Source organism: Planotetraspora silvatica, from assembly GCF_016863315.1.
GTDB lineage: Bacteria > Actinomycetota > Actinomycetes > Streptosporangiales > Streptosporangiaceae > Planotetraspora > Planotetraspora silvatica.
In genome coordinates, this window is the sequence record NZ_BOOQ01000009.1 from 46,759 (window position 1) to 62,422 (window position 15,664).

Here is a 15,664-nt window from a genome sequence, read left to right on the forward strand (position 1 = left end):
CAACGATACGGAAGGTCAGATCCACGATGTGAAGAGCATTCGTGCGTGCCATACGTCGTAGGGCACGATCTGGGCGGAAAGGATGGGATAGAGCCACCAGAAGTTGACCAAGGCGAGCAGGACGAAGCCGCCCGCGAAGACCGTTCCGACCACGCGCCTGGACGGCTTGGCGTCCCCCCGGCCGATCATGAGACCGCAGGCGAGCACGATGGCCAGGATCATGAACGGCACCATCGGCAGCGCGTAGAACAGGAACATCGTCCGGTGGTTGACGATGGCGAAGTAGAACCACGGCAGCCAGCCGGCCCCGTAGGCCAGCAGCACCGCGCCCGCTCGCCAGTCCCGGGTCGACACGTACCAGGCGATCATCGCGATGAGGGCCGCCGCGCCGCCGAACCAGATCACCGGCGTCCCGGTCCCGAGCACGGCCCAGGAACACGACGAGGCTCCGCAGTTCGTGGGCGACTCGTAGAAGAACGCGACCGGCCGCAGCAGAAGGGGCCACTGCCAGGGCTGGGACTGGTACGGGTGGGTGGCGTCCAGGCCCTCGTGGAAGCTGAGCACCTGCCATTGGTAGGTGAACCACGAGTGCAGCGAATTGACGACGAAGTGCAGCGGGCCGCCAGAGGTCGCCTCCGCCCAGTTGCGGCCGTAGCCCTTGGCGGAGAGGAACCACCCGGTGAAGGAGACGACGTAGACCACCCCGGGCAACGCGGCCACCCAGCCCGCGGCCAGCGGCACGTCCCTGGCGAACGCTCCGGCGTAGGGCCGGCGAAGGCCGACGGCCCGCCGCGCGCCGAAGTCCCAGAAGATCGTCAGCAGAAGGAAGCCGATGATGAAGAAGACCGCGGTCCACTTGCTGGCCATCGCCGCGCCCAGGCAGAGCCCGGCGGCCAGTCGCCAGGGGCGAAGGCCCAGGTACGGCCCGAACTCGTCGCCCTCGCTCCGCGACTCGTGCCAGTCCGCCAGGCGTTCCCGCATGCGGTCGCGGTCGACCACCAGGCAGGCGAACCCGGCCAGCACCCAGAACATCACGAAGATGTCCAGCAGTGCCGTACGGGACAACACGAAGTGCAGGCCCTCAAGGGACAGCAGGAAGCCGGCGAGGCAGCCCAGCAGGGTGGAGCGCGTCATGCGCCGCGCCACCCTGGCGAGGATCAGGATCGAGAGTGATCCGATGACGGCGGTGGCGAATCGCCACCCGAACGGGTCGAGGCCGAAGATCAGCTCGCCGAGGCCGATGAGCCACTTTCCGAGCGGCGGGTGCACCACGTAGTTGGCGCACTGGTCCACCTGCTGGCACGTCTTGAAGATGTTCGCGTTGCCGGACAACATCAGCTTGTCCGCGCCGTCGACGAACTGCCGCTCGACGCCGTACTTGGCGATCGCCCAGGCGTCCTTCGCGTAGTAGGTCTCGTCGAACACGACGGAGTGCGGGGTCCCGAGCCGGGTGAACCGGAGGACCGCGCCGAACACGGCGACCGCGATCGGACCGATCCAGCCCCACCAGGCACTGCCGGGCATGGGCGGCACCAGCCGATCGCGGAGGGAGACCTGCGAAGCCGTACTCGGCCCCTGGTCCGGCTCCTCGAACGCCTGATATGGGAAGTCGGTTACGGCCACCTGCGACAGAGTACTGGTGAGGGTGGGCGCGGAACATGGCGTACGCGCTGATTGGGAACATCTGGCCGTTCGCGTGTGAACGTTTCAGGAAGTCATAGGCTGAGCGGGTGCTTATTCTCGCGGGAGCTCCAATCGGACAGTTGGGGGACGCCTCGCCCAGGCTCCGCGAGGCGCTCGCGAAGGCCGACGTGATCGCCGCCGAGGACACCCGCAGGTTCCGGAGGCTCGCCTCCGACCTGGCGGTGACCGTCACCGGCCGTGTCGTGTCGTACTACGACGCCAACGAGGTCGGCCGGGCGAAGGAACTGCTGGAGGCCCTGCTCGCGGGACAGACCGTCGTCGTGATCACGGACGCGGGCATGCCCGGTGTGTCCGATCCCGGCTACCGCCTCACGCACCTCGCGGTCGAGGCCGGGGTGCAGGTGACCGCACTCCCGGGCCCCTCGGCCGTCACCACCGCTCTGGCCGTGTCGGGTCTGCCCAGCGACCGGTTCTGCTTCGAAGGGTTCCCGCCGCGCAAGCCGGGCGAGCGGGCGCGGAGGCTGGCCGCCCTGGCCGGCGAGGAGCGCACGATGGTCTTCTTCGAGGCTCCCCATCGCGTGGGCGCCGCTCTGGAGGCCATGGCCGAGGCGTTCGGACCCGACCGGCCCGCCGCCGTCTGCCGCGAGCTCACCAAGACCTACGAGGAGGTACGGCGGGGCACGCTCGCCGAACTGGCCGAGTGGGCGGCGGGCGAGGTCAGGGGCGAGATCACCCTCGTGATCGCGGGACGGACCGTCTCGGACGCCCCTCCGGTGATGGACGACCTGGTCGGCGAGGTGGCCCGGCTCGAGGAGACAGGGGTGCCGCGCAAGCAGGCGATCGTCGACGTCGCGAAGTCGGCGGGCATCCCCAAGCGCGAGCTCTACAACGCCGTTCACGGCACCTGAGGCGCTCTCCGGGGTCAGGCGTTCTCGGCGGGTTGCGGATCGACGGCTTCGGCCGTGTCCGGCCGGCCGCGTCCGCGTAGCGCCGCGATGGTGATGGCGGCCGCCATGCAGGCCAGCGGCGCCGCGGGCAGCAGATAGCGGTAGTCGAACTCCGCCGTGGCGGCCGGGGCCAGGACCAGGCCGACCGCGCCCAGCCAGGGCAGCAGGACGGCTCCGCCGAGCTCACGCCATCGCACCGCCACGCCGTACAGGCCGACGAGCAGCAGCAGCCCGAGCGCGATGCCGGGCAGCCGCACCACCTTCTGGTAGCCGATCATGATGTCGGACCAGGGCGCGACGACGTGCGTCGCCGCGGGGCCGTTCTCGTAGGCCTCGGCGTCCTTGTCGGTCGTGCTGTGGTACGAACTCCACTTCGGGAGCTCCCGTGTGAACGAGTTGCTGAACTCGTACAGCATGTAGGTCTTGTAGTCGGGGAACTGCGGCCGGTCCCAGCGGAACGCGCGGAAGAAGTCCTTGGACACGGCCGCGAGATAGTCGCCCGGCTGCGAGAGGATCGCCTTCTTCGCGAAGGCGCTCGCGTTCGCGTTGATCTCGGGGGTGAACTTCATGCCCGAGCCGAAGACGTGCAACTGGTTCTCGTTGTCCCACCACAGGTAGGCCTGGGCGGAAGGCTCCCGCTTGTCGCGCGGCGTGTTGATGCACAGGAGGACGAGCTCGAGTTCCTTGCGCTTGTCGAGGTTCATCTCGTGGCAGTCCGCGAACAGGGAGGTCCTCATGTAGAGGATCACCCCGTCGCTGTTGGTCATCGCGAACTGACCGTTGACGGCCTTGAACCAGCCCATGTAGGCCCCGACGGGGATGGCACAGGCGACGATCATCGCGATGATGGGCTTCCACCCGGCCCGCTTGATGAGCAGGTAGACGACGACCAGGGCGAGGATCGGCAGCCCGATGCTCCGGGTCAGGGCGGTCAGCGCCAGCAGGACGCCGACGACCGCGCCCACCCGCCACGACATCGTCCGGTGCCACAGGACCAGCGTGATCACGCCCACGACGAGCAGGATGAACATCGCGTCCGACATGACCAGCTGCTCGAGCTCGATCTGGTAGGCGTCGAACAGGATCGGCGCCGCGGCGAGCGTCGCCCCCCAGCCTGGGATGCCAAATTTCTTGGTCAGAAGGGCATAGATCAGTACGCCTGCCGCGATTCCCATCAGGTGCTGGGTGAAGACGACCAGGGCGAGGCTGTGGAACGGGCGGAGCATCAGCAGCCAGAACCCGTATCCGTCCGGGCGGATCGGGTGCGGCCGGGGGCGCAGGGCCACCGAGATGTAGTCGTAGGAGTCGTTGAACCACATGGCCGGGCCGAATCCCAGCATCGTGATGATCCGGAGCAGGGCCGCCAGGCCGACCGCGACGGCGAAGACCTTGTGGCGGCGCAGAAACGCGAAAAGACGCCCCCATCCACTGACTGGGGAGGCGTCGACTACCGGTGGCTCCGCGACCGCGACCATGGTTACAGAATGCCAGCCCTTTTGTGGACTTGACTCGGGCACCTGGGGGAAGCGGGCATCATGGTGTCCTGCCGTCATATGCAAGGAGTTGCGACGTGGAGCTGACTGTCGTCATGCCGTGCCTCAACGAGGCCGAGACCGTCGAGACATGCGTTCGCAAGGCTCTTGCCTGCATGCATGAGCATGGAATAGACGGCGAGGTGGTGATCGCCGACAACGGCAGCACCGACGGATCGCAGCAGCTCGCACGGGATGCGGGCGCTCGCGTGGTGCACATCGCCGAGAAGGGCTACGGCAACGCCCTTCTGGGCGGCATCCGGGCCGCTCGCGGCAAGTACGTGATCATGGGAGACGCCGACGACTCCTATGACTTCACCAATCTGATGCCGTTCGTCGAGCAGTTGCGCGACGGCGCAGAGCTCGTGATGGGCAATCGGTTCAAGGGCGGCATCGCCCCGGGAGCCATGCCTCCGCTCCACCGCTACCTGGGCAACCCGGTGTTGTCGTTCGTGGGGCGCCTGTTCTTCCCGAGCGCCATCGGCGACTTCCACTGCGGCCTGCGGGGTTTCCGCCGCGACTCGATCCTGCGGCTGGGGCTGCAGACCGGCGGCATGGAGTTCGCCTCCGAGGTGGTCGTCAAGTCCACGCTCCAGGGGCTCGACGTCCGCGAGGTCCCGACCACGCTGTCGCCCGACGGCCGCTCGCGCCCGCCGCACCTGCGTTCGTGGCGGGACGGCTGGCGCCACCTGCGCTTCCTGCTGCTGTACAGCCCCCGCTGGCTGTTCTTCATCCCCGGCCTCGCGCTGATGACCCTCGGCCTGCTCGCGGGCGCCGCGCTGACCTTCGGCCCGGTCTACATCGGCAACCTGGCCTTCGACGTCGACACCCTCGTCGGCGCGTCGGCGATCGTCGTGATCGGCTTCCAGGCCGTCCTGTTCGCGTTGTTCACGAAGGTGTACGCCGCGGAGGAGGGCTTCCTCCCGGAGGACAAGCGGATCAGGAAGCTCGTCGACATCGTCACGCTGGAGAAGGGCCTGATCGCCGGCGGCCTCCTGGGGATCGCCGGTCTCGGCGGTCTGGTGGCGTCCCTGGTGCACTGGGGAGGCCGGGGCTTCGGTGAGCTGATCCCGGCGGAGTCGCTCCGCCTGGTGGTGCCGTCCGCGACCGCGTTCATCATGAGCTTCCAGACGATCTTCGCGTCGCTGTTCATCAGCATTCTCGGCATCCGCCGGTCTCGCGAGACGCCGACCGACATCGCCGCGTCCGCCGCCGAGGAGGCCGCGGAGGCCGTCACGCGCACGCCTGCCGAGGCCTGAGCCCGACGAAGCGGGGGTTGAGCTCTACGGGCCGGAGGCTTGGAGCCGGCGGTCCGTGGGGTTGAGCTCTACGGGCCGTGGGCTTGAGTGCGGCGAGTCGGGGCTTGGAGTCGGCGGTCCATGGGCTTGAGCTCTACGGGCCGTGGGCTTGAACTCGACGACGGCAAACCGGTGTGAGGCGGCACCGGGAGGGCTCTAGGCTTGTGGGCATGTCCCAGCACATCTTGACCGCCGTCGCCTGGCCGTACGCCAACGGTCCTCGTCACATCGGGCACGTCTCCGGCTTCGGAGTGCCCTCTGACGTCTTCAGCCGCTACCAGCGGATGGCGGGCAACAAGGTGCTGATGGTCTCCGGCACCGACGAGCACGGCACGCCCATCCAGGTGCAGGCCGACAAGGAGGGCGTGACCGCGCGCCAGCTCGCCGACCGGTACAACCGTGTCATCGCGGAGGACCTCACCGGTCTGGGCCTGTCCTACGACCTGTTCACGCGGACCACCACGAAGAACCACTACTCCGTGGCGCAGGAGATCTTCCTGGGTCTCTACAAGAACGGCTACGTCTTCCCCAAGACCACGATGGGGGCGGTCTCCCCGTCGACCGGCCGTACCCTTCCGGACCGGTACATCGAGGGCACCTGCCCCATCTGCGGCTACGACGGCGCCCGCGGGGACCAGTGCGACAACTGCGGCAACCAGCTCGACCCGATCGACCTGATCAACCCGCGGTCGCGGATCAACGGCGAGACGCCCGCCTTCGTCGAGACCGAGCACTTCATGCTCGACCTGCCGGCCTTCGCCGAGGCGCTGGGCACCTACCTGCAGTCCAAGCAGGGCGAGTGGCGGCCCAACGTGCTGAAGTTCTCGCTCAACCTGCTCGGCGACCTCCAGCCGCGGGCGATCACCCGTGACCTCGACTGGGGTGTCCCGATCCCGCTGGAGGGCTGGAGCGACCGCTCGGACAAGCGGCTCTATGTCTGGTTCGACGCGGTCGTCGGCTACCTGTCGGCGTCCGTCGAATGGGCCAGGCGCAGCGGCGATCCGGACGCGTGGCGGCAGTGGTGGCAGAACCCGGACGCCCGGGGCTACTACTTCATGGGCAAGGACAACATCGTCTTCCACGCCGAGATCTGGCCCGCGATGCTCATGGGCTACAACGGCGAGGGCGCAAGGGGTGGCGTTCCCGGATCGCTCGGGAAGCTGGCCCTGCCGTCCGAGGTGGTGTCGAGCGAGTTCCTGACCATGGAGGGCAAGAAGTTCTCGTCGTCGCGCCAAGTCGTGATCTACGTCCGAGACTTCCTCGAGCGTTATTCGGCGGACGCCCTGCGCTACTACATCGCCGTCGCCGGTCCGGAGAACCAGGACACCGACTTCACCTGGTCGGAGTTCGTGAACCGAAACAACGGCGAACTGGTCGCGGCCTGGGGCAACCTGGTCAACCGGTCGATCTCCATGGCCGCGAGGAACTTCGGCGCCATCCCGGAGGCCGTCCACCTCACTGACGCCGACCGCGCGCTGCTGGAAAGATCGCGTGCGGCCTTCACGGCCGTCGGCGGCGAGCTCCAGCGGTCCCGGTTCAAGAACGCGGTCACCGAGGCGTTCGACGTGGTGCGTGACGCGAACAAGTACCTCGCCGAGCAGGAGCCCTGGAAGATCAAGGACGACCCCGAGCGGCAGGGATCGATCCTGCACGTGGCCCTCCAGATCGTGGACGACGTCAAGACCCTGCTCACCCCGTTCGTGCCGAGCTCTTCGAACAAGATCTTCGAGATGCTGGGCGGCGAGGGCGTGTGGTCTGGCATGCCGGAGATTCGTGAGGTCGACGAGGACGGCGGCCCGTCCTACCCGATCATCACGGGCGACTACGACGGAGCGGCCAAGTGGGAGCACCGTCCGATCAAGGCCGGCGTCCCGCTGGCTCCGCCCACACCGCTGTTCGCCAAGCTCGACAACAAGATCGTCGACGAGGAACTCGCCCGCCTCGAACCCTGACCTCCGGCGTGATCATGCACAGGTTCGGTGAAGTGCTGCCTGACCAGGCCCAACACCGTTCGTGATCATGCACGGGTTCGGAAGAAGTGTGTCTGACCTGCGCGATTCCTGTTCGTGATCATGCACCGGTTCGGACGAGGTGTGTCTGACCTGCGCGGTTCCTGTTCGTGATCATGCGCACTTTCATCGATCCGTACTGTGACCAGCAGAAACGCGGTTCGTGATCTGGCAATGGTCGAGTGCATGGTCACGAAGGACGTCTTCGCTGCTAGGGCACGGTTTGCCGAAGGTGTGCATGATCACGAACAGGATCGGCCCAGGTAAACAGGCATCTCTCCGAGGGTGTGCATGATCACGGATTGTGGTGGGGCAGGTCAGGCAGCACGTCTCCGAACCTGTGCATGATCACCACAAAAAAGGGTGGGGCATGATCAGCACAAGGGGGGGCGGGTAGGGTTTGGGGGCGTGAGTGGGATTCCGCCGGTGCCTGAGGGGCTGCCGGGTGAGGTGTTCGACAGCCACTGCCATCTCGACATCATGGTCGGTGAGCGGCAGGCGTCCTCGGGAGATCCGGTGGCCCAGGCCGCCCAGGCGGCCGGCGCCTCCGTCAGGGCGATCCTCGAGCAGGCCAGGTCCGTGGGCGTGACCAGGCTCGTGACCATCGGTTACGACCTGCCGTCCTCCCGCTGGAACGCCAACGCGGCCGCCGAACACGACGATGTCTACGCAGGCGTGGCGATCCATCCCAACGAGGCGCACGCGTCCACGCCGGAGGTCCTCGGCGAGATCGAGGAACTGGCGCGTCTGCCGCATGTCCGGGCGGTGGGGGAGACCGGGCTCGACTACTTCCGCGACTGGGCCTCTCATGACGACCAGCAGGCGAGCTTCCGCGCGCACATCGAGATCGCCAAGCGGACCGGCAAGGCGCTGGTCATCCATGATCGCGACGCCCATGACGACGTCCTCAGGGTCCTCGCCGACGAAGGCGCTCCCGATGTCGTGATTTTTCATAGCTTTTCTGGGGACGCCGAGCTGGCCAAGCGTTGCTCGGACGCCGGCTATTTCATGTCCTTCTCCGGGCCGGTGACCTACAAGAACGCCGGATACCTGAGGGAGGCCGCCGACGTCGCTCCCCAGGAGCTCATGCTGGTCGAGACCGACGCGCCCTACCTGCCGCCCGTGCCCCACCGCGGCAAGCCGAACGCCCCCTACCTCATCCCGCTGACGCTCCGCTGCCTGGCGGAGGTCAAGGGCATGGACGTCCGCGATCTGGCCGCCGCCGTCAGCGCCAACGGCGAGACCGCCTTCGGCGCCTGGTGACGCGGCGGCGAATCGACCCGCACGTATGCACCACACTGGAGGGATGAGCCTGCTCGGTCCGGTAGAGGTACGCACGCTGGCGAAGAAGCTGAACATCCGGCCGACGAAGAAGCTCGGGCAGAACTTCGTCATCGACGGCGGCACAGTGCGCAGGATCGTCCGGACGGCCGAACTGTCCCCGGATGACGTGGCCATCGAGGTCGGTCCCGGCCTCGGCTCGTTGACGCTGGCGCTGCTCCCCGAGGTCGCGCGGGTCGTCGCGGTGGAGATCGATCCGGTGCTCGCGGCGCAACTGCCGCTGACGGTGGCCGAGCACGCTCCCGAACTGGCCGACCGGCTGACTGTCCTGCACGCTGACGCCCTCCGGGTACGGCCCGCCGATCTGGGCGCCGAACCGACCGCGCTCGTGGCCAACCTGCCCTACAACGTGTCCGTGCCGGTGCTGCTGCACCTTCTGGAGGCGCTGCCGTCGCTGCGCCGGGGCCTGGTCATGGTCCAGTCGGAGGTCGCCGACCGGCTCGCGGCCGCACCGGGATCGAAGATCTACGGCATCCCGTCGCTCAAGGCCGCGTGGTACGCCGATGTCCGCAGGGCCGGCCCCGTGGGCCGCAACGTCTTCTGGCCGGCGCCGAACGTCGACTCCGGCCTGGTCTCCCTCGTCCGCAGGGACCCGCCGGAGACCTCGGCGCCGCGCACAGAGGTCTTCGCGGCCATCGACGCGGCCTTCGCCCAGCGCCGTAAGACGCTGCGCGCCGCACTCGCGTCCTGGGCCGGTACGGCTGCCGCCGCCGAGGCCGCACTCGTCAAGGCGGGGATCGATCCGTCCAAGAGAGGCGAGCAACTCGGCATCGAGGACTTCGCGCGCATCGCCGAGCATCGGCCACCCCTCGAGACGGACCCCGAGACGGACCTCGAGACGGACTCTGAAACTGACCTCGAGCCGGCCCCTGAGACGGACCGCGAAACGGGGCTCTGAGACGAACGATCAGGCCGGCCGGCTCGGCTAGCCCGCCACGGAGGCCCCGAAGTCCAGGGATTCCGTACCCGTCGGACCTGCCTGCTCGGGTGACATCTCGCGAAGGTTGCGGCCGCTCGCGGCGGTCGCCGTGGTCACGACGGTGACCGTGCCAGTGGTTCCCCGATCGGGAGCGCCGATCAGGAACCGGCCGTCTCCGAACGGGCTCACGCTCCACCCGAAATGGTCGTACGGCCGGGGGTCGCCCAGCGTCGCCATCAGGCCGGCGGAGCCGTTTCCGAGCGGGACGACGTTCACGGCGCCACTCTCCGGCGTGGTGGGCCCGCTCTCGCCGGGTGCGCCGACGAGGACGTACGGGCCGCTGAGGGCCACGGACCAGCCGAACCTGTCGCCGGGGTCGGGGCTGTCGCCCACGATGTCGAGTCCTTGGTGCAGCACCCGGAGGAAGCGCGGACCGGCGTCGGTCGCCTCGAAGAGCACGACCGCCCCGGCGTCCCGTGCGCCCTCCGGGTCCGCCTTGGGCACGCCGACCGCCAGATAACCCTGGTCGCCGTCCTTGCCGTACCGCAGGGAGTACCCGAAGTTGTCGCCCGCGTTGGAGGGGACTCCGTCGGTGACGGAGGCGAGATCCCATTTCCTGCCGCGGTACCGCGAGGGGCGGGAGGCCACGTCGTAGACCAGGGTGACGCCTCCCGTGTCCGCCTGGCCCGTGTCCTCGTTGTCCTCGAAGGGCACGCCCATCACCAGGTCGGCGGCGCCGGGGGAGCCGCCGAGCCTGCCCAGGGTCACCGCCCAGCCGAACATGTCGCCGGGCTGGCTGATGCCCGGGACGCCCGGTGAGTCCTGGGTGATCCGCTGAGGTTCGCCCGGCTTGCGATCCTTGAGATCGAAGACGTACACGGCGCCGGAGTCGATGGTGTCGTCGGCGTCCTCGTACGGCGCGCCGATCGCCACGAGGCCGTCCCGCACGGCCACGGACCAGCCGAAATGCGCGGATGATCGCGCCACGGGCGGCTTCAGCTCCAGCCGGGTGGCGACGCGGCCGAAGTCGGGACCGCCCCAGTAGACGTAGGCGATGCCGGAACCGCCCACCGTGGCGGAGCCGCGCCTGCCGTCCGCGAACGGGTTGGCCACCACCAGGTCCATGCACCGGTCACCGTCGATGTGCCCGGGGCGGGCGATCCAGCCGGGCGTGCCCGCCTCGAAGGCCTGGATGGCCGGGTCGAGGGGAGTGCCGGGCCGTCCCCGCAGGAGGAAGAGCCTTCCGCCGCGCGCGGTTCCGAAGCCGGCGAACGGGTCGCCCACCACGGCGTCGTCCTGGCCGTCCCCGTCGAAGTCGAACTCGCCCGCGTGCGGGCACCTCTCAGCCGGATCGTGCGTGGGGGGCCGAGGGTTGCCCGGCTGGGGAGGCCGCGGAGTGAACCCCCGCGTGGGGACGACGACCGTCGGAGTCGGTGTGGGTTCGAGCGAGACGCTGGGAGTGGGCTCGGGGGTGACCGTCGGCGTGATCTCCGGCGTGGGGTCGGGCGTCGGCGGCGGGGAGGGGGACACGGCCGCGACGCAGGCCAGTGCGATCGCCGCCGTGAGGATCAGGCGTCCCACTCGCGCGCCGGTCATAGGCGCACCTCGATGTCGCCGCCACCCGTGATCACCGGTCCGATCAGCCGTACGGCCCTGCGATCCGCGGGCAGCGTGTACTCCGTGGCCAGGGAGATCATGTCCCCGGGCTGGATGGAGGCGGGTGAGTCCTTGACGGCGCCCACGGCGGCGCGGGTGATCCCTTCGTCGTCGACGAGGTCGAGCGGCCCGGCCAGGTCGACCTTGGAGCCGCCCATGTTGAGCAGCGCCCATTCGACCAGGCACGTCTGGCCCGCATCGGCCGCTCCCCGGCAGGTGGGCCGCTGGACGACGAGCTGGACGTCCCCGACTTCGAGGCGGCGGCCTATGTCGTTCGCCCGGGCATGCGGTACGCCGGCCGTCACGACGCCCTGTTTCCCGGTGCGCAGCCCGATGACCAGACCGGCGGCGATGACCGCCACGAGGCCCGCGACCAGGAGCACGGCCGTGGGCGGCCTTCTCCGGCGGAGTGTCGGCAGGGGTGCGGGGGCGGTGACGGGCAGGAGGTTCTGCGGCGGGTCCCAGAGTTCCTCGATCGCCTCGGTCGTCTGCTCCGTCTGCCCGCCGACGAGGGCGAGCAGCAGTTCCTGGGCGGTCGGCCGGTTCGTGGGCCAGCGGTTCAGCGCCCGGCGCACGAGGTGGGCGAGACCCTCCGGGAGGCCGGTGATGTCGGGCTCGCTCTCCAGGATGCGATGGGCGAGGACCATCGGCGGGCCCTCTCCGAAGGGATGGCGGCCGGTTCCCGCGTAGGCCACCAGGCAGCCCCAGGTGAAGATGTCGGCCGGCGGGCCCACGGGGTGCGCCTGCAGGTGTTCGGGAGCCCACCAGCCGGGGGTCCCGACGACCTCGCCCGTCTTGGTGTGCCCGTGGGTCGCGTCGACGGCCCGGGCGATGCCGAAGTCGATGACCCGGGGCCCTGACATCGACAGGATGACGTTGGCCGGTTTCAGGTCTCGGTGCACCAGCCCGGCCGAGTGGATGGCGGTCAGCGCCGCCGCGACCCCGAACGCGACGCCGTGCAGGGTCGCCGCCTCGAGCTTGCCGTACGTCGAGATCTGACGGTCGAGCGGAGTGCCCGGGATGAACTCGGTGACCATGTACGGCCGGCCGTCCGCGGCCTCGCCGTGCCCGATGACCTCTGCGGTGCAGAAGGACGCCACCGCCTGCGCGTGCTCGACCTCCGAGTGGAACCGCGAGGTGAAGTCGGGGTCCTCCGAGTACTCCCGCCGGACGACCTTCACGGCGACCAGCCGGTCGTCGTCAGAGGAACCGAGGTAGACCGTTCCCATGCCGCCCGTGCCGAGCCGCCCGAGCAGCGTGTAACCGCCGATGGCGGCCGGGTCGCTCGGGGACAGAGGCGCGCTCGTCGCGCTGGGGCCGTCTATCGGTGTGCTCCATGGACCGGGGGATCATCCAAACCGTACCGTCTGCGTGTATGCCTTTCGCCCTCATTTAGGAGGATCTATTGGCTGGTCGCAGGTCCAGGCCACGTTAGGCTCGGATCCCATGGCCGCAGTGACAGGACGAGTCGGGGAAGCGGTGAGCGGGCGATGATCGAGGTCACCGTGCGCGTGCCCGCCAAGGTCAACCTCCAGCTGGCCGTGGGGCCCCTCCGCGATGACGGCTTCCACGACCTGGTGAACGTCTTCCACGCCGTGTCGTTGTTCGACGAGCTGACGGCGTCAGAGCCGGCCACGTCGGGGGAGACGCTGACGGTACGGGTCGAGGGCGAGTCGGCGGGGAGCGTGCCCACAGGTGAGGACAACCTGGCGTCGAAGGCGGCCAGGGCCCTCGCGGCACGGGCGGGCGTCTCTCGCGGCGCCGACCTGCTGATCCGTAAGACGATCCCGGTGGCCGGCGGAATGGCCGGCGGCAGCGCGGACGCCGCGGCGGCCCTGGTGGCGTGCAACGAGTTGTGGGGCCTCGGGCTCCCCGTCGAGGACCTGATGGAGATCGGCGGCGACATCGGCAGCGACGTGCCGTTCGCCCTCCTCGGCGGCACGGCGGTGGGCAGGGGCAAGGGCGAGTTGCTCACGCCGGTCGAGACGGGCGGCACCTTCCACTGGGTCTTCGCGCTCGCGGACGGCGGCCTGTCCACGCCCAAGGTCTACGGCGAATGCGACAGGCTGCGCGAGGCCGCGGGCGAGGAGGCGGCCTGGCCGATCGCCAGTGAGCCGCTCATGGCGGCCCTCCACGAGGGTGACGCGAAGGCGCTCGGCCTGGCGCTGGTCAACGACCTGCAGCCCGCCGCGCTCGCGCTCCGCCCGTCTCTCGGCCGCACGCTCGACGCGGGGCGCGAGGCGGGCGCGCTCGGCGCGATCGTGTCAGGCTCCGGGCCCACGTGCGCCTTCCTGGCCGATTCCGGGACACACGCCGCCGAGGTGGCGCTCGCGCTCACGAGTGCGGGCGTCTGCCGGTCCGTCGTCACCGCTTCGGGGCCCGTCCCGGGAGCCGTCGTCGCCGGATAGGCTTTACGGGCGATGAACCTGGTCAATCTCGAATCCGTCTCCCAAGCCTTCGGGCCCAAACCGCTGCTCTCCGGTGTCTCCCTCGGCATCGAACAGGGCGATCGGATCGGTGTCGTCGGCCTCAACGGCGGCGGCAAGTCCACGCTGGTCTCGATCATCACCGGAGAGCTGAAGCCCGACAGCGGACGGGTGACCCACAACCGTGGCCTGCGTGTGGGCGGCCTGTCCCAGCGGGACGACCTCGACCCGGCGGCCGCCGTACGGGATCTGGTCCTCGCGGACAGGGCGGAGCACGAGTGGGCCGGGGACCCGGCCATCCGGGAGATCCTCGCCAACCTGCTCGGCGACATCGACCTGTCGGCGAAGGCGGCCGCGCTGTCGGGCGGTGAGCGACGTCGTACGGCCCTGGCCAGGCTGCTCATCGGCGAGCACGACCTGATCCTCCTCGACGAGCCGACCAACCACCTCGACATCGAGGCCATCGCCTGGCTCGCCGGTCATCTCTCCCAGCGCAGGTCGGCGCTCCTGGTCGTCACCCACGACCGCTGGTTCCTCGACGCAGTGGCGACCCGGACGTGGGAGGTCGTGGACGGGGGCGTCGAGCGCTACGAAGGCGGGTACGCCGCCTACGTCCTGGCCAAGGCCGAGCGGGCACGGATCGCGCAGGCGGCGGAGGACCGCAGGCAGAACCTCATGCGCAAGGAGATCGCGTGGCTGCGGCGCGGGCCGCCCGCCCGGACCTCCAAGCCCAAGTTCCGCATCAACGCCGCCGAGGCCCTGATCGCGGATGTGCCGCCGGCGCGGGAGAGCGTCGAACTGCTGAAGTTCGCCTCCGCACGGCTCGGCAAGACCGTCTACGACCTCGAGGACGTGACGCTGCACGCGGGCGGTCCCGACGCGGGCCCGCTCGTGCTCGACCACTGCACCTGGCAGTTCGGCCCCGGTGATCGGGTCGGCCTGATCGGTGTCAACGGCTCGGGCAAGTCGTCGGTGTTACGCCTGCTCTCCGGCATGGTCGCACCCGACTCCGGCCGGGTCGTCGAGGGCAAGACGGTACGGCTCGCGCACCTCTCGCAGGAACTGGTCGAGCTCGATCCCCGGCGACGCGTGCTCGAGACGGTGGAAGAGGTCCGCAAGTACGTCACCGTCGGCAAGAAGGAATGGTCGGCGTCCCAGCTGCTCGAGATCCTCGGCTTCAAGGGCGAGGCGCAGTGGAAGGTCGTCGGCGATCTGTCGGGTGGCGAGCGGCGACGTCTCCAGCTGCTCAGGCTGATCATGGATGAGCCCAACGTGTTGCTCCTGGACGAGCCGACGAACGACCTCGACATCGAGACGCTGACCGAGCTCGAGGATCTACTCGACGCCTGGCCCGGCACGCTGGTCGTCGTCAGCCACGACCGCTACTTCCTGGAGCGGGTCGCCGACCGCTGCGTGGCCCTGCTGGGCGACGGCAGGTTGTCGATGTTGCCGGGCGGTGTGGACGAGTATCTGGAGCGCCGGGCGTCCGGGGCGGCGTTGTCCGCCCGGGCCGCCTCAGCCGGTACGGCTACGGCCCCCGCGCAGGCTCCGGCGGCCGCCCAGGTCGCGGTGGACGCGGGGTTGTCGGCCAAGGAGCTGCGGGAGCTCCAGAAGGAGCTGAACCGGCTGGAGCGGCAGCTCGACAAGCTGGGCGAGCGTGAGGCGAAGGTGCACGCCGAGATGGCCACGGCGGCGAGCGACTTCGAACGGCTCGGCAAGCTCGACGCGGAACTCCGCGAGATCGGCGCGCAGAAGGACTCGGTCGAGCTCGAATGGATGGAACTGGCCGAACGCCTCGACTCCACCTCCTCCTGACCCACCACCCCCATCGCGCGTGATCATGCACAGGTTCGGAAGAAGCGTGCCCGACCTGCGCACATTCAGTTCGTGAT

At 69.3% G+C, this 15,664-nt stretch carries 11 protein-coding genes; 7 read left to right on the forward strand and 4 right to left on the reverse strand.

Annotated elements, in window-relative coordinates:
* Positions 1-15 precede the first annotated feature (15 nt).
* Positions 16-1,623 (reverse strand): dolichyl-phosphate-mannose--protein mannosyltransferase, encoded by a 1,608-nt coding sequence (locus Psi02_RS07890; RefSeq protein WP_373317608.1) that lies wholly within the window; start codon positions 1,621-1,623, stop codon positions 16-18.
* Positions 1,624-1,730: 107 nt separating this feature from the next.
* Between Psi02_RS07890 and rsmI the strand changes: the two genes are divergently transcribed.
* Positions 1,731-2,552, forward strand: coding sequence for a 16S rRNA (cytidine(1402)-2'-O)-methyltransferase (gene rsmI, locus Psi02_RS07895; protein ID WP_203972803.1), 822 nt, complete (start codon positions 1,731-1,733; stop codon positions 2,550-2,552).
* Positions 2,553-2,566: 14 nt separating this feature from the next.
* Here the strand turns inward: rsmI and Psi02_RS07900 are convergent, their stop codons facing one another.
* Positions 2,567-4,066 carry a hypothetical protein gene (locus Psi02_RS07900; protein WP_203972804.1) on the reverse strand — a complete coding sequence of 500 codons (1,500 nt, stop codon included), beginning with the start codon at positions 4,064-4,066 and terminating at the stop codon, positions 2,567-2,569.
* Between the two features lie 95 nt (positions 4,067-4,161).
* Here Psi02_RS07900 and Psi02_RS07905 point away from each other — a divergent pair, with 95 nt between their 5' ends.
* From Psi02_RS07905 to rsmA, 4 genes are all read left to right on the forward strand, one after another.
* On the forward strand, positions 4,162-5,382 hold the full coding sequence (locus Psi02_RS07905; RefSeq protein WP_203972805.1) for a glycosyltransferase: 1,221 nt from the start codon (positions 4,162-4,164) through the stop codon (positions 5,380-5,382).
* Positions 5,383-5,591: 209 nt separating this feature from the next.
* Entirely contained in the window at positions 5,592-7,373 is a 1,782-nt protein-coding gene (gene metG, locus Psi02_RS07910) for a methionine--tRNA ligase (RefSeq protein WP_203972806.1), read from the forward strand.
* Positions 7,374-7,838: 465 nt separating this feature from the next.
* Positions 7,839-8,693 carry a TatD family hydrolase gene (locus Psi02_RS07915; protein ID WP_203972807.1) on the forward strand — a complete coding sequence of 285 codons (855 nt, stop codon included), beginning with the start codon at positions 7,839-7,841 and terminating at the stop codon, positions 8,691-8,693.
* Positions 8,694-8,736: 43 nt separating this feature from the next.
* Positions 8,737-9,669 carry a 16S rRNA (adenine(1518)-N(6)/adenine(1519)-N(6))-dimethyltransferase RsmA gene (rsmA, locus tag Psi02_RS07920; protein ID WP_239094695.1) on the forward strand — a complete coding sequence of 311 codons (933 nt, stop codon included), beginning with the start codon at positions 8,737-8,739 and terminating at the stop codon, positions 9,667-9,669.
* A 27-nt stretch (positions 9,670-9,696) separates the two neighbouring features.
* Here rsmA and Psi02_RS07925 read toward each other — a convergent pair whose 3' ends face one another.
* The gene (locus Psi02_RS07925; protein WP_203972809.1) at positions 9,697-11,286 is read right to left on the reverse strand and encodes an FG-GAP repeat protein; all 1,590 of its coding nucleotides are present in this window, start codon (positions 11,284-11,286) and stop codon (positions 9,697-9,699) included.
* A complete protein-coding gene (locus Psi02_RS07930; RefSeq protein ID WP_308442222.1) occupies positions 11,283-12,671 on the reverse strand; it encodes a serine/threonine protein kinase in 1,389 nt (462 codons plus the stop codon). Before Psi02_RS07930 ends, Psi02_RS07925 begins: the two co-directional genes overlap by 4 nt.
* Positions 12,672-12,836: 165 nt before the next feature.
* On the opposite strand from Psi02_RS07930, the gene Psi02_RS07935 reads away from it, so the two are divergent.
* Both Psi02_RS07935 and Psi02_RS07940 read left to right on the forward strand, forming a co-directional pair.
* Complete coding sequence (locus Psi02_RS07935; RefSeq protein WP_203972811.1) at positions 12,837-13,754, forward strand: 4-(cytidine 5'-diphospho)-2-C-methyl-D-erythritol kinase; 918 nt, start codon at positions 12,837-12,839, stop codon at positions 13,752-13,754.
* Positions 13,755-13,766: 12 nt separating this feature from the next.
* Positions 13,767-15,587, forward strand: coding sequence for an ABC-F family ATP-binding cassette domain-containing protein (locus Psi02_RS07940; RefSeq protein ID WP_203972812.1), 1,821 nt, complete (start codon positions 13,767-13,769; stop codon positions 15,585-15,587).
* Positions 15,588-15,664 lie beyond the last annotated feature (77 nt).